Origin of the sequence: Rhodococcus sp. IEGM 1366, from assembly GCF_033142425.1 — a bacterium.
In the GTDB taxonomy this organism is placed as follows: Bacteria; Actinomycetota; Actinomycetes; order Mycobacteriales; family Mycobacteriaceae; genus Rhodococcus_F; species Rhodococcus_F globerula.
In genome coordinates this window covers 414,806-428,644 of the sequence record NZ_JAWLRZ010000004.1, presented here as the reverse complement: position 1 = coordinate 428,644, position 13,839 = coordinate 414,806, and the positions used below count along the sequence as shown (strand labels likewise).

15 protein-coding genes are annotated in these 13,839 nt (G+C 60.9%); 4 read left to right on the top strand and 11 right to left on the bottom strand.

Annotated elements, in window-relative coordinates; all coding sequences use genetic code 11:
* Positions 1-44: 44 nt before the first annotated feature.
* Entirely contained in the window at positions 45-1,154 is a 1,110-nt protein-coding gene (gene rlmN, locus R4P64_RS14765) for a 23S rRNA (adenine(2503)-C(2))-methyltransferase RlmN (protein WP_033236517.1), read from the bottom strand.
* A gap of 102 nt (positions 1,155-1,256) precedes the next feature.
* Between rlmN and R4P64_RS14760 the strand changes: the two genes are divergently transcribed.
* A complete protein-coding gene (locus R4P64_RS14760; RefSeq protein ID WP_317821402.1) occupies positions 1,257-1,667 on the top strand; it encodes a lipopolysaccharide assembly LapA domain-containing protein in 411 nt (136 codons plus the stop codon).
* A 95-nt stretch (positions 1,668-1,762) separates the two neighbouring features.
* A complete protein-coding gene (locus R4P64_RS14755) occupies positions 1,763-2,605 on the top strand; it encodes an HpcH/HpaI aldolase/citrate lyase family protein (RefSeq protein ID WP_116103141.1) in 843 nt (280 codons plus the stop codon).
* Between the two features lie 85 nt (positions 2,606-2,690).
* Here R4P64_RS14755 and R4P64_RS14750 read toward each other — a convergent pair whose 3' ends face one another.
* The 6 genes from R4P64_RS14750 to rpsB all read right to left on the bottom strand — a co-directional run bounded on the left by R4P64_RS14750 (position 2,691) and on the right by rpsB (position 7,713).
* Complete coding sequence (locus tag R4P64_RS14750; RefSeq protein ID WP_317821400.1) at positions 2,691-3,395, bottom strand: class I SAM-dependent methyltransferase; 705 nt, start codon at positions 3,393-3,395, stop codon at positions 2,691-2,693.
* 11 nt (positions 3,396-3,406) lie between these two features.
* Positions 3,407-4,303 carry a phosphatidate cytidylyltransferase gene (locus tag R4P64_RS14745; RefSeq protein ID WP_033236519.1) on the bottom strand — a complete coding sequence of 299 codons (897 nt, stop codon included), beginning with the start codon at positions 4,301-4,303 and terminating at the stop codon, positions 3,407-3,409.
* 49 nt (positions 4,304-4,352) lie between these two features.
* Positions 4,353-4,910, bottom strand: coding sequence for a ribosome recycling factor (gene frr, locus R4P64_RS14740; protein ID WP_033236520.1), 558 nt, complete (start codon positions 4,908-4,910; stop codon positions 4,353-4,355).
* Between the two features lie 70 nt (positions 4,911-4,980).
* Complete coding sequence (pyrH, locus tag R4P64_RS14735) at positions 4,981-5,709, bottom strand: UMP kinase (RefSeq protein WP_033236521.1); 729 nt, start codon at positions 5,707-5,709, stop codon at positions 4,981-4,983.
* Between the two features lie 197 nt (positions 5,710-5,906).
* A complete protein-coding gene (gene tsf, locus R4P64_RS14730; RefSeq protein ID WP_033236522.1) occupies positions 5,907-6,734 on the bottom strand; it encodes a translation elongation factor Ts in 828 nt (275 codons plus the stop codon).
* A gap of 115 nt (positions 6,735-6,849) precedes the next feature.
* Positions 6,850-7,713 carry a 30S ribosomal protein S2 gene (rpsB, locus tag R4P64_RS14725; protein ID WP_033236523.1) on the bottom strand — a complete coding sequence of 288 codons (864 nt, stop codon included), beginning with the start codon at positions 7,711-7,713 and terminating at the stop codon, positions 6,850-6,852.
* A gap of 305 nt (positions 7,714-8,018) precedes the next feature.
* On the opposite strand from rpsB, the gene R4P64_RS14720 reads away from it, so the two are divergent.
* Positions 8,019-8,528: a M23 family metallopeptidase gene (locus tag R4P64_RS14720; protein ID WP_411742677.1), complete on the top strand. Its 510-nt coding sequence runs from the start codon at positions 8,019-8,021 to the stop codon at positions 8,526-8,528.
* A 7-nt stretch (positions 8,529-8,535) separates the two neighbouring features.
* On the opposite strand, the gene R4P64_RS14715 is transcribed toward R4P64_RS14720, so the two are convergent.
* Both R4P64_RS14715 and R4P64_RS14710 read right to left on the bottom strand, forming a co-directional pair.
* Positions 8,536-9,501, bottom strand: a complete 966-nt coding sequence (locus R4P64_RS14715; RefSeq protein ID WP_371851314.1) for a MinD/ParA family protein — start codon at positions 9,499-9,501, stop codon at positions 8,536-8,538.
* Between the two features lie 278 nt (positions 9,502-9,779).
* Positions 9,780-10,712, bottom strand: coding sequence for a tyrosine recombinase XerC (locus R4P64_RS14710; protein ID WP_317821393.1), 933 nt, complete (start codon positions 10,710-10,712; stop codon positions 9,780-9,782).
* Positions 10,713-10,790: 78 nt separating this feature from the next.
* Here R4P64_RS14710 and R4P64_RS14705 point away from each other — a divergent pair, with 78 nt between their 5' ends.
* Entirely contained in the window at positions 10,791-11,963 is a 1,173-nt protein-coding gene (locus tag R4P64_RS14705; RefSeq protein ID WP_141486206.1) for a multidrug effflux MFS transporter, read from the top strand.
* On the opposite strand, the gene R4P64_RS14700 is transcribed toward R4P64_RS14705, so the two are convergent.
* Together R4P64_RS14700 and R4P64_RS14695 are read right to left on the bottom strand one after the other, a co-directional pair.
* Complete coding sequence (locus R4P64_RS14700) at positions 11,960-12,730, bottom strand: siderophore-interacting protein (protein ID WP_033236527.1); 771 nt, start codon at positions 12,728-12,730, stop codon at positions 11,960-11,962. The two genes, R4P64_RS14705 and R4P64_RS14700, sit on opposite strands and share 4 nt — an antisense overlap.
* Before the next feature lie 304 nt (positions 12,731-13,034).
* Positions 13,035-13,394: a histone-like nucleoid-structuring protein Lsr2 gene (locus R4P64_RS14695; protein WP_033236528.1), complete on the bottom strand. Its 360-nt coding sequence runs from the start codon at positions 13,392-13,394 to the stop codon at positions 13,035-13,037.
* Between the last annotated feature and the right edge of the window lie 445 nt (positions 13,395-13,839).

Below are 13,839 nucleotides of genomic sequence, written 5' to 3'. Positions count from 1 at the left end.
CCTCCACGAACTTCGAGTTCGTGGAGGTTTTTTGTTGCGGTACTTCAGTTTTCAGCAGCCAACTGACCACAGGCGGCAGCGATTTCCTGGCCGCGGGTGTCGCGGACCGTGCAGGACACACCCTGCGCGATGACGCGGCGAACAAACTCCCGCTCGACGTCCTTCGGGCTCGCGTCCCATTCACTTCCCGGAGTCGGGTTCAGCGGAATCAGGTTGACGTGAACCAGTCCTCCGAGTGCCTTCTTGAGTTTCTTTCCGAGCATGTCCGCGCGCCACGGCTGATCGTTGACGTTCTTGATCATCGCGTATTCGATCGACACACGGCGGCCGGTCTGATCTGCGTAGTACCGCGCAGCCTGCAGAACCTCAGCCACCGACCACCGGTTGTTGACCGGTACCAAGGTGTCGCGCAGTTCGTCGTCAGGAGTGTGCAAGGACACCGCCAGCGTGACGCTCAGGCCTTCGTCGGCGAGTTTGCGGATTGCCGGGGCCAGGCCGACCGTCGACACGGTGACGGATCGCTGAGACAGTCCGAGTCCGTCCGGCGCCGGTGACGTGATGCGACGCACGGCCGCGACAACACGCTTGTAGTTGGCCAGCGGTTCACCCATGCCCATGAAGACGACATTGGAGAGACGGCCGGGTCCGCCCGCAATTTCACCGTCGCGCATGGCAGCAGCAGCGTCGCGAACCTGGTCGACGATTTCCGCCGTCGACAGGTTGCGATCGAGGCCGCCCTGACCGGTGGCGCAGAACGGGCAGGCCATTCCGCAGCCGGCTTGGCTGGAGATGCACAGCGTCGCGCGATCCGGGTACCGCATGAGGACGCTCTCGAGAAGCGTGCCGTCGTGCGCCTTCCATAGCGTCTTGCGAGTATCGCCGGCATCGCACGCGAGATGCTTGACGGGTGTCAGCAACCTCGGGAAGAGCGAGTCCCCCACCTTCTCACGCACCGCTGCGGGCAGATCCGTCATCTTCTCGGGATCAGCTTCGAGGCGGGCGTAGTACTGGCGGGCGATCTGATCGGCCCGGAATGCCGGTAACCCTAGCTCCTTGACCGCCTCTTTGCGCTCGTCGGAGTCGAGGTCAGCGAGGTGCCGAGGAGGCATTCCGCGCTTGGGTGCATTGAAAACGAGGGGAAGAGAGGCAGCCATAGTTACACCATTCTCCCATTGATTTGGCGTTCACCCCTACTTCGGCCCGATTGAGCGCCGAGAACCCGTGCATGTTCGTGCTTCTTGCGTGATGATCAACTCATGTCGAGCACACCAGAGGATCCCTCGAACGCACCCGTGTACGGACCCGTCGACGGGTTCGGATCCGACCCACAACTCCCCGCCACCGATGACGCGGCGGCCGTGGAGAAACACGACCCGGCGCCGCCAGTAGAACCCACGCCGACTTCCACCGGAACTGCCGTCACCGACCGAACTCGCGCGGCAACAACGTGGGTTGGCCTGGTCATCGGTGCAATTGTGCTGATCCTGCTACTTGTCTTCATCCTGCAGAATCTCGAGAACGTGTCGGTCAAAATCCTGGCGTGGCAACTGGATTTCCCACTCGGGATCACCATCCTGCTGGCGGCGATTGCCGGCGCCCTCATCATGGCCCTTGCCGGCGGTGTCCGGATTGTTCAGATTCGCCGCGCGGCCAAGCGTCAGCTGTGACTGAAATCTAGTTACGCAATTGGGTCGATCGGTGGTCTGCCAGGCATCATTGGTGTCGTACAAATCACCGGAAAGGACCTGCTGTGACCACTCACATGGAGAGACCTGTGACCATGCGGATCGCACCTGAACAAGCGCGATCCTGGCTACTCGTCCCCGCGTCCAAACCGGACACCTTCACCGCCGCGCTGAACAGCGCTGCAGATGCCGTGATTCTCGATGTCGAGGACGCGGTCGCCCCGGCACACAAGCCGAAGGCCCGAGAAGACGTCGTCGCGTTCCTGAGCGGGCATGCCCGCGCCTGGGTGCGCATCAACGACGCCACCACACCGTTCTGGGAAGAGGACCTCGCAGCACTGTCCGGCCTTCCCGGACTCGAAGGCGTCATGCTCGCGAAGACCGAAAGCGGTCAGCAGGTAGACGCCACCGCCGAACGCCTCCCAGAGGGCACGAAGATTCTTGCTCTCGTCGAATCGGCAGTCGGACTGGAGGCAGCACCGGAAATCGCTCGAACCGAGGGCACGTTCCGACTGGCATTCGGTAGTGGCGACTTCCGCCGCGACACCGGGATGGACGACTCCCCCACATCCATGTCCTATCCCCGCTCACGGCTCACCATCGCGAGCCGTGCCGCCCGGATCGCCGCTCCCATCGACGGCCCGACGTTGGGTACCGACCTTGATCTGCTGTCGCGCGATTGTGCGATCACGCTGTCACTCGGAATGGCAGGCAAGCTCTGCATGACGCCGGCACAAACAGAACCCGTCAACACAGGTTTGAGCCCCTCCGTTGCCGACGCCGCCTGGGCCCAGGACGTCATCGACGATCTCGGTGAGGACGGCTCACGCGTACGTGATGGCAGTGACCTGCCGCGGCTGGCAAAGGCAAAGAAGATTCACGCCCTGGCAACCCTCTTCCACATCCCGACTCAGAACTAATTTCGGCATAGTTCTGAATCGGTGCAGAATGCGTCAGGCGCTCATGCTCATGAAGAGCGCCTGACGTGCGACTTTCTGAAGAGATTCACAGCAATTCCAACGATCGCGGCTTGAATCGGACGTGCACGCGATAGCGCACCGGGAACGACAAACCCGACACCGTCGAGAACGCGCGCGCTGCAGTTTCCTCGGTGAATTCGATCCCGAGAACCTTGCGCATATCGTCCCGATTCCGAAATTCCCATCGGGTCTCAGCCCGGCTCAGTGAAAATCCCTGAGCCTCGAAGAATGCTTCCACTGCGGCCGGGTCGTACTTGGGCAGATCGGCCCGCATCCAGTCGCCGTACGGCGACGCGCTGACATCGAGATCGACAATCACCAATGCGCCCCCGGGCCTGAGGATTCGCATCGCCTCGGCGATGCCCCGGCCACAGCCCTTCCCGAAGAAGTACGCCGTGCGCGCATGGACGACATCGACAGACGAATCCGCCAGACCGGTCGACTCGGCAGACCCGGCAACGACGTCGATCTTCGCGTCGTCGCGTGTTCGATCCTGGGCCAATCGCACCAAAGGCGTGTGCGGCTCGACCCCGACCACCCGGCGCGCAGTGCGCGCGAACTCCGGCAGATGAAAACCGGCCCCACAGCCGACGTCCACGACGTCACGATCCGCCCAGTCCACAGCCGCACGCATCGCCGTCCAGATTGCGCCGTCGACGTCCTGCGCACGATTCTCCACCTCGTACACGTCGGGCCAATGCCAGATGTTCGGACTGGGAATCGGTGTCACGCTGCGTTCGATCACACGAGTGCGTACAGGATCAACCAGGTCACGAATGCGGACGGTAACAGCGAGTCCAGACGGTCCATGATGCCGCCGTGACCGGGCAGGAGCGTGCCCATGTCCTTGATTCCGAGTTCGCGCTTGACCTGCGACTCGATGAGGTCACCGACCGTGGCGACGATGACCAGAACAACGCCGAGCAGGACACCGATCATCGAATTGGCGTCGAGAATCAGCGTCACCGACAGCAGGCTGCCGATTACGCAGAAGATCATCGACCCCGCGAAACCCTCCCAGGATTTCTTCGGGCTGACCGCCGGGACCATGGGGTGCTTCCCGAACAGAACGCCTGCGGCGTAGCCACCGACGTCGGAACACACGACGCCGATCATGAGGACGAACACGCGACCGGGTCCGTCGTCTTCGAGAACCATCAGAGCGCCGAACGACGCCAAGAGCGGGATCCACGCCAACACGAACACCGTGATCGACGTGTCCCGCAGGAAGTTCTTCGGAGTGGCTTTGAGTCCGTGATCGAAAAGGCGCCACACCATGCACACCAGAACCGTGGCGGTAAAAGCGCCGATCACGCCAACCGGGCCCCATGGCCAGCCGAGCCAGATCGTTGCCTGACCGCCGACAAGCAACGGGATCCGTGGAACTTCGATGTCCGCTTCCCGAAGCCGTGTCGCAACTTCCCACGTCGCGATGAACATCGCAATCGCCACGACGGCAATCCAGCCCGGTGGCAGGAAGATCAATGTCCCGATAACCAATGCGCCGAGACCAACTCCGACGCCGATGGCGGCAGGAAGATTCCTGCCCGCCTTCGACTTCGGCGGCTGCGCGCCAACAGCGCCCCCCGTCGGCCCGTCCGTGACGGGACCGCCGGCGGTTCCCTCTTGTGCGTGCACCCAAACTCCCTGATCTGCTACCGACCGACAAACACGAAAGCGAGGAGGTCTAGACCTCCATCAACTCCGATTCCTTGTGCTTGACCAGTTCCTCGACAGTGTGCACGTACTTGGCCGTGGTCTTGTCGAGTTCCTTCTCTGCGCGGCCGACTTCGTCCTCGCCTGCATCGCCGTCCTTCTGGATCCGGCTGAGCTCGTCCATCGCCTTGCGACGAATGTTGCGGAGCGTGACCTTGGAATCCTCACCCTTCGACTTGGCCTGCTTCACGAGCTCGCGACGACGCTCTTCCGTGAGCTGCGGAACCGAAATGCGAATGATGCTGCCGTCGTTGGACGGGTTGACGCCGAGGTCCGAGTTGCGGATGGCCGTCTCGATGGCGTTCAGCTGTGAAGACTCGTACGGCTTCACGATCACCATGCGCGCCTCGGGAACGTTGATGCTCGCGAGCTGCGTGATCGGAGTGATCGAACCGTAGTAGTCGATCACGATACGAGAGAACATGCCCGGGTTAGCGCGGCCGGTGCGTACCGAGCCGAGATCGTCCTTGGCTACCGCGACAGCCTTTTCCATCTTTTCTTCGGCTTCGAAGAGCGCTTCATCAATCACGGCTGTTCCTCCATGTCGTTCTGATTCATGTCGTTCACTGTCGAATTTTCGAGCGGATCGTGGGAGTCGCTCACGACTTGACCAGTGTTCCGATCTTCTCACCGGACACCGCACGTGCGATATTGCCCTCGGTAAGAAGGTTGAACACCATGATCGGCATCGAGTTGTCCATGCACAGGCTGAACGCAGTGGCGTCGGCAACCTTGAGTTCCCGCTCGATGACCTCGCGGTGCGTGATCTGGTCGTACATCGTTGCCGTCGGATCGAGACGCGGGTCCGCGGTGAAAACGCCGTCGACGCCCTTTGCCATCAGAACAACCTCGGCACCGATTTCCAGAGCGCGCTGCGCGGCGGTGGTGTCGGTGGAGAAATACGGCATTCCCATACCCGCACCGAAGATGACAACGCGACCCTTCTCGAGGTGCCTGCGTGCGCGCAGGGGCAGGTACGGCTCGGCAACCTGTCCCATCGTGATCGCGGTCTGCACTCGGGTGTCGACGCCTTCCTTCTCCAGGAAATCCTGCAGAGCCAGGCAGTTCATGACCGTGCCGAGCATGCCCATGTAATCGGAACGCGCGCGGTCGAGTCCGCGCTGCTGCAGTTCGGCGCCGCGGAAGAAGTTACCGCCGCCGATGACCACAGCTACCTGCACGCCTGATCGAACGACCTCCGCGATTTGTTCAGCCACCTTCGTGACCACGTCGGGGTCGAGTCCGACCTTGCCGCCTCCGAACATTTCGCCGCCGAGTTTGAGCAGGACCCGCTTGAATCCTGGACGTTCGTTGGCTGGTTCGGACATTGTTCTCCTCAGTTCGATACAAGACCCGTAGGCCATAAGTCCTTATTCGATCGCCGACTTGATCCGGCGACACAACAATCTTCCGGGACTGCTCCCGAAGGCACTCTTATCCTGCCTCATCGGAGGCCCCAGGTACACGTAGACCCCGCCGGATGAGCATTGCTCTTCTGGCGGGGTCCATGTGCACGGGCTCCGGATTAAGCGGAGGCGCCGACCTCGAAACGCACGAAGCGCTTGATGGTCACGCCGTTCTCGTCGAGGATCGCCTTGACGGTCTTCTTGGAATCCGTAACCGAAGACTGCTCGGTCAGTACGACGTCCTTGAAGAAACCGTTGACGCGGCCTTCGATGATCTTCGGCAGAGCCTGCTCGGGCTTGCCTTCTGCGCGGGCGGTCTCTTCGGCGATGTGACGCTCGGAAGCGACGATCTCCTCGGGAACCTCGTCACGCGTGACGTACTTGGCCTTGAGTGCTGCGACCTGCATTGCAGCGCCGCGAGCGGCCTCAGCAGCAGCGTCGCCTTCACCGGTGTACTCGACGAGAACGCCGACAGCGGGCGGCAAGTCGGAGCTGCGCTTGTGCAGGTACACGGCAACGGGGCCGTCGAATGTTGCGACGCGGCTCAGTTCGAGCTTCTCGCCGATCTTCGCGGACTGCTCGGCGATGACGGTCTCGATGGTCTTGCCGTCGAGCTCGAGTGCCTTGAGGGCAGCGAGGTCAGCAGGCTTACCTGCAGCGGCGACGGTCACGATCTCGTCGGCCAGCTTGATGAACTCTTCGTTCTTGGCAACGAAGTCGGTCTCGCAGTTGATCTCGATCATGACGCCGTCCTTGGCGACAACGAGACCCTCAGCCGTGGTGCGCTCTGCGCGCTTTCCGACATCCTTTGCACCCTTGATGCGCAACTGCTCGACAGCCTTGTCGAAATCGCCATCGGATTCTACGAGTGCGTTCTTGCACGCCATCATTCCGGAGCCGGTGAGCTCACGGAGCCGCTTGACGTCAGCGGCGGTGTAGTTCGCCATGGTTAGCGAGCCTCCTCATATGTCTGTTTCGGACCAGGGACTAAATATGAAGCACGGGCCTAACGGTGAAACGGCCCTGACCACAGGAACTCTGGTCAGGGCCGGTTTCGACGAATCAGGCCTCGGTGGCCGGTGCCTCTGCGGCGGGGGCCTCAGCCTCTGCAGCGGGGGCTTCAGCAGCCGGAGCTGCTTCTGCGGCGGGAGCTGCCTGTGAAAGCAGTTCCTGCTCCCACTCTGCGAGGGGCTCGCCAGCGCCGGTCTCGGGCTTCGCGTCCTTGTCGGCGCTCAGTCCGGCACGCGCCTGCAGGCCTTCGGCCACAGCGGAAGCGACAACCTTGGTGAGCAGCGCTGCGGAGCGAATCGCGTCGTCGTTGCCCGGGATCGGGTAGTCGACGAGGTCAGGATCGCAGTTGGTGTCCAGGATCGCGATGACCGGGATGTTCAGCTTGCGAGCCTCGGCAACTGCCAGGTGCTCCTTGTTGGTGTCGACAACCCACACAGCGGAAGGAACCTTGGCCATGTCGCGGATACCACCGAGGGTGCGATCCAGCTTGGTCATCTCACGCGTGAGCATGAGGATTTCCTTCTTGGTGCGACCTTCGAATCCACCGGTCTGCTCCATTGCCTCGAGCTCCTTGAGGCGGATGAGACGCTTGTGGACGGTGGTGAAGTTGGTGAGCATGCCGCCGAGCCAGCGCTGGTTGACGTAAGGCATCCCGACGCGGGTTGCCTCAGAAGCGATGGATTCCTGCGCCTGCTTCTTGGTGCCGACGAAGAGGACGGTGCCGCCGTGGGCAACGGTCTCCTTGACGAACTCGTACGCCTTGTCGATGTACGTCAGCGTCTGCTGGAGGTCGATGATGTAGATGCCGTTGCGGTCGGTCAAGATGAAACGCTTCATCTTCGGGTTCCAACGACGGGTCTGGTGCCCGAAGTGGGTACCGCTGTCAAGCATCTGTCGCATAGTTACAACAGGCATTGTTGTTCTCTCTTTCACATTCGGTTGCTGCGCGGTGCCGGTGGCACTGCGCCCTGGCGCCCACACGGCCGTCGGACCCGTATCCGGAAATACAGGACCAGCCGAAGGCCGAAAAAACGTGCGCGGGCGCGCGAAGTCGGACTGTGCGAACACAGACCGCTCGACAAGTGTACGTCCTTGCCTCGCAATGCCATAACCAGCACTACAACACCAGTGCCGAATCAAACCTGTGGATGGAATCCGAACCTGTGGAAAACCATCCTGATCTGCACCTTCACGGCGAACGCGCAGTGCAGGCTGAAGTGATGCCCCTAGTGAATTCCATCCGCCGGACAATCCTGGTGCTGTGCGGAGTTACTGCCGTGACGATCGGCGCCGGGCCGACTCTCGCCGACGCCGCAGACCGATTCGATTGGCCACTCATGCCATGGCCGCGAGTGGAAAGGACCTTCGACAACCCCGAAAAGAACTGGTTGCCCGGACATCGCGGGGTCGACCTGGCCGGTTCGACCGGACAGGCCGTAGTTGCCGCCGGACCCGGGGTTGTGGTGTTCGCCGGACAGGTTGCCGGCAAACCAGTGGTGTCCATCGACCACATCGGCGGATTGCGCACCACATACGAACCTGTCACCGCAGTGGTATCGGCGGGCGACCGCGTTGGCCTCGGGACGGTGATCGGCACTCTCGAGCCCGGGCACGAAGGCTGCGCTGTTGCCGCCTGTCTCCATTGGGGGCTACGACGCGATCGCACCTACCTGGATCCGCTCGGCCTTATCCATGACCGGCCGCTGCGACTCAAACCGCTGGGACGCTAGGGAACGCTCAGCGCCACTCAGCAACAGCGTGACGGCCCGCCGCATCGGCAAAATCATCCGCCACCATCGCGGCCAGCTCCATGAAGGCCCGCTTGGTTGCCGGACGGAGCAGTTCCAGGTCCATGACCGACCCCTCGGCGAGATGCTCGTCGAATGGCACAACCGTCACCGCTCGGCACCGTCGCATGAAGTAGTCAGTGAGCGCGTCCATGTCGATGACGCTCGAACCCGGCCGAGCGGCGCTGATGACAACTACGGTTCGTTCCACCAAATGCCCGTATCCGTGTAGTTGCAGCCAGTCCAGAGTGGCGGCAGCACTTCTTGCACCGTCAACTGCGGGCGAGCTGACCAGGACCAGCGAGTTGGCCAGATCGAGCACCCCGGACATGGCCGAATGCATGATGCCGGTGCCGCAATCGGTGAGGATGATGTTGTAGTACACCTGCAGGATGTCGATGACCTGGCGATAGTCGTCCTCACTGAACGCCTCGGAGATCGCAGGATCCTGTTCACTCGCGAGAACTTCGAGCCGACTGGGCGCCTGGGAGGTGTGGGCGCGCACGTCCGAGTAGCTCTTGATATCCGGTCTCGATGCAATCAGATCGCGCACAGTTGAACGGGTTTGGAGCGGCACGCGCTGTCCCAGCGTTCCGAAATCCGGGTTGGCGTCGACGGCAACAACACAATCTCCGCGAAGAGAAGCAAAGGTCGATCCAAGACCCACGGTGACTGTCGTCTTTCCGACGCCGCCCTTGAGGGAAAGGAGTGCAATCCGGTAGTCGTTCCGTATCGGTTGTTCAATTCGCTCGACCAACGCGCGTTGACGCTGGTCCGAGGTGGACTCCCCCAGGTTGACGTATCCGCCGGTCGCGCGGTGAACACCACGTCGCCACCCGCCGCGAGGCGTTCGCCGGGACCGCTTCAGTAATGCTTCAGCTACCAAATCTTGATTGGTAACTTGCTGTTGGCTCATCTGGTTCGAAACCGGGGGCGGGGCCGACCAGGAATCCTGCGGCCACACTCGCGCTTCGGGCGGCGCGGCGGGCGCAGCTACAACCGGAGCGACTTCGGCAATCCACGCCGGTTCCCCGGTCTGTGGCAGGTGTTCGACATCTGTGCGATTCACAATTCCCCCGGATATTGCGTAGCAACGAGCGGTGCAGCGCGATTGTGCCAACCGTGCCGATGGTCCGCCCTTCCGAGTCTCGACGCTACCAAATGGCTCGGAGGAACTCTCGTTCGACGAGCTTTTCAGGCTCGCGGATGCGCCTGGTCGTGGACTGCACGCAGACGCTCCACCGAGACGTGGGTGTACAACTGAGTAGTCGCCAGACTCGCGTGTCCCAACAGCTCTTGTACGACACGTAGGTCAGCTCCACCTTCCAGCAAATGTGTCGCTGCCGAATGCCGCAAACCGTGCGGCGATAGATCGGGCGCTCCCGGAACAGCTGAGACGGTTTCGTGCACCACCGACCGCGCCTGGCGTTGATCGAGCCGCCCGCCGCGCTTTCCCAGCAGCAGCGCACTACCCGATTTTTCCGATGCCAACAGTGGCCTGCCAACCCTGAGCCATTGTTCGATGGCCGATTCGGCCGGCACGCCGTAGGGCACCGAACGCTCTTTGTTTCCCTTGCCGAGCACTCGCAACAATCGACGGTTCGCATCTACCGATTCGATGTCGAGGCCGCACAGTTCTCCGACTCGAATTCCTGTGGAGTACAACAATTCCACGATGAGCCGGTCACGTAGAGCTATCGGATCGTGTTGTTGCGCTCCACTTTCCGCCGCTTCCATCGCCTCGATCGCCTGATTCTGACGTAAGACGACTGGCAACGTTCGTCTAGCTGGTGGCGCAGCGAGTCGCACCCCGGGATCAACCTCGATGCGCGCGGTCCGCGCAAGCCATGCGGTGAATCCGCGCGCCGACGACGCGCGGCGTGCCACCGTTGTCCGCGCGGTCCCGGCAGCGGACTGCTGTGCCAACCAGGAACGAAGCACCCGAAGGTCCAGAGCATCCAGATCGGTTCCAGTCGACTGCGCAGCAAGGTGTTCCAACAGCGAGCGTGCATCGCCGACGTACGCACGGATGGTGTGCTCCGACCGTCCACGCCCCAGCCTCAGGTGCTCCGCATACGCGTCGAGGTGGATCGACAGCGCTCGCGGTAATTCGTCACTCATCTTCATAAGGTTGCCTGCCTCGCGTGAAACTTCAAGCACCCTCGCCGATAGGGTTGGCCGGTGAACCGAGCAATTCCCTTGAAAATGCTATGCATCCTTGCCCTGATTTCAGCAATAGCGCCACTGTCGACCGACATGTATCTGCCAGGACTTCCCATCATGGCCGAGTCACTCGATACATCCGCCGCCAGTGTCCAATTGACGCTGACAACATTCATGGCCGGACTGGGAATCGGCCAGCTGATCATCGGACCGATCTCCGACGGAATAGGGCGTCGACGCCTTCTGCTCGGCGCCGCGGCGATCACCACGCTGGCAAGCGCGGCATGCGCTCTAGCACCCAACATCGAATTCCTGATCGGTGCACGTCTGATCCAGGGCCTCAGTGGCGGGGCTGCGATCGTGCTCGCACGCGCGTGCATCGCCGATCGCGCCCGTGGCAACGGAGCGGCAAAACTGTTCAGCATCATGATGATCATCGGCGGCGTCGCTCCAGTCGTTGCCCCACTGCTCGGTGGAGTACTGCTCGGTCCGGTTGGTTGGCGAGGCATCTTCTGGGTGCTGACAGCCGCAGGCGCAGTCATGGTTGCCGGGGTGCTCACACTCGTTCCGGAAACATTGCCGCCAGAGCGTCGACACGGCGGCGGGTTGAAGGCGCTCGTCGCCAACCTAGGCTATGTCACCGGAAACCGTCGTTATCTCGGCTACGCGCTGGCCTTCATATTCGGGTTCGGCGCCCTGTTCTCCTACATCGCCGCTTCACCGTTTGTCGTGCAGAACGTCCTGGGATTGACCCCTTCACAGTTTTCGATGGTGTTTGCGGTCAACGCAGTGGGAATGGTTGTGGCGGCGACAATCACAGCGAGGTTGCTCGGCCGCCTGAGCGCACGCACCCTCTTGAACTTCGGAGTTGCTCTGCTGACAATCTCAGGAGCTGTATTATTTTGTACTGCAGCGCTTTTCAGCTCAACCAGCCCGGCCGCGTTACTCATTCCGCTGTTCGTTTCGGTATCCAGCATCGGATTTATCATGGGCAACGCGACAGCGCTCGCACAAGGCGAGGTCACTGCTGCAGCCGGAACCGGCTCCGCATTGATGGGCGCGGGTCAGTTCGGATTGGCTGCAGCAGTGTCACCACTAGTCGGTATCGCGGGCCCGGATACCGCCGTACCGATGGCCATCGCAATACCGACATTCGGGTTACTCGCAGCCCTCTCGTTGGCGCTGTTCGCCCGCAAGGCCGATGCTGCGAACTAACGTTCAACCGCTGCGAGTTCCGACTTCCACACCCGGAATCCCTCTTCCGTGCGCCCACGCCGCCAGTAGCCCGAGATCGACGCGGAACCTGCCGGCACTCCACGTTCCTTCCGGACGTAGGCGCGCAGATTATGCATGACAGCCTGCGCTTCGCCGTGAATGAATACCTGCGGATTTCCCGGCAACCATTCGAGGTTTCTCACTGCTGTGACAATCGGCGAATTGTCGCCTGCGGATTCATCTGAAACAGCGTCCGAGGACGCACCTCGATGGACCCACTTCACAGAAACACCATTCGGTGCATTGATAGCAATCTCGTCGTCGGCACTACCAACTTCGACGACTACATACCCGATCGCGTCGCCCGAAAGTCTCTCGACGGAAGCTGATATTGCCGGAATGGCGGTTTCATCGCCTGCATAGAGGTGCCAATCGGCTGATTCTGCCGGCGCGAAGGCACCGCCGGGCCCACGGATTGTTATCTTGGCGCCCGCTTCCACTGATGCGGCCCACGGTCCAGCGATCCCGATGTCCCCGTGAACAACAAAATCAATCGCGATCTCGCGAGCACTACTGTCGTAACTTCGGATGGTATAGGTCCGAAGAGCCTGACCTTCCGGTGTCTCGAATTCGATTTTCACATACGAATCACTGAACTCACTAGGTGCGAAGTTGTCGAATCCCGGACCTCCCAGGAACACGCGGACCATGTGTGGAGTCAGTTTCTGAGTTCGCAAAACTGTCAGGGTTGTCGTCGGCTTGGCCACAGCCACATCCTTCCAAAGTTAGTGTTACCTAAGTAGAGTACAGGATGGCGAGCGTAGCGGCCGAAAGCTGATTCCAAGACAACCCACGCCAGTGAGCGTCGCTCAGCGATACATACCGATTCCGATGACCTAATTAATCGACTGAAAACCGACCAACCCGAATGAAGAATCTTTGCCAAAGAAAGGACAATTCCTCACTTCAGCGATCAACTCGCTCATTCGGAGGTACTGCCAGCAAAGAAAGAGTAAAAACAACTCTGGCACTCCACGGAATCCGTGAAGTGCCAGCGAAGGTCAATGTGCTCTAGTGAGCAGCATCGAATGCGTCGATAATCTCTGCCTTGATACGACCGCGCGGTGCGACCTCGTAACCGTTCTTCGCTGCCCAGTCACGAATAGCCTGCAGTGTCTCCTTGGAACGCCCAGAACCCGATGTAGCCTGCGTAGATGGGAGCTGCGCCTTCTTGCCGCGACGTGCAGATACCTTGGCTGCAGCATCAACGAACGGCTTGACTGCTGCGTCGAACTTCTCCGCATTGGTTGCCCGGAGGTCGATCACATAATCGGTTCCCTGGTACGAGAACTCAATTCGATCACCGAAGCCATCGTCGATCGGCTTACCATCAAGGTCGTCAATGAGTTGCCGAATCAGCTTCTCAGCCATTGCACTCCTCTTTCAATGATCGATTTGCTTTCGCTTCACAATACACAGAATTCCATAGCAATAACAAAGATGCCCACAGAACCGAAAAACAAACCGAACAGACTCGGCGGTTTGCATTAACGATAAGTTAGCGACATCGAGTTACCTCGATCCAGCGCTACAGCATTGGCGCGCAATCTATTTCGACCACCGGGCGCGACATGGAAACCCGCACCTTTCTGGACGATACTGACTAATCGGCAAATCAGCACATCAACCTGAGACATTCCTGAGACACGCGAGCGGCATTCGTAACCTACCGCACAGTCCGACCTGAACTGCCGCCCCTCTCATTCGGTGCAGCGCCCCACCGCACCGCTCTGACGTGCCGATAAACAGTCTTTCGAAGAACCAACCGACACGCTACACAACATTGTGCCAACGATCTGGCAAATGACCGATCACA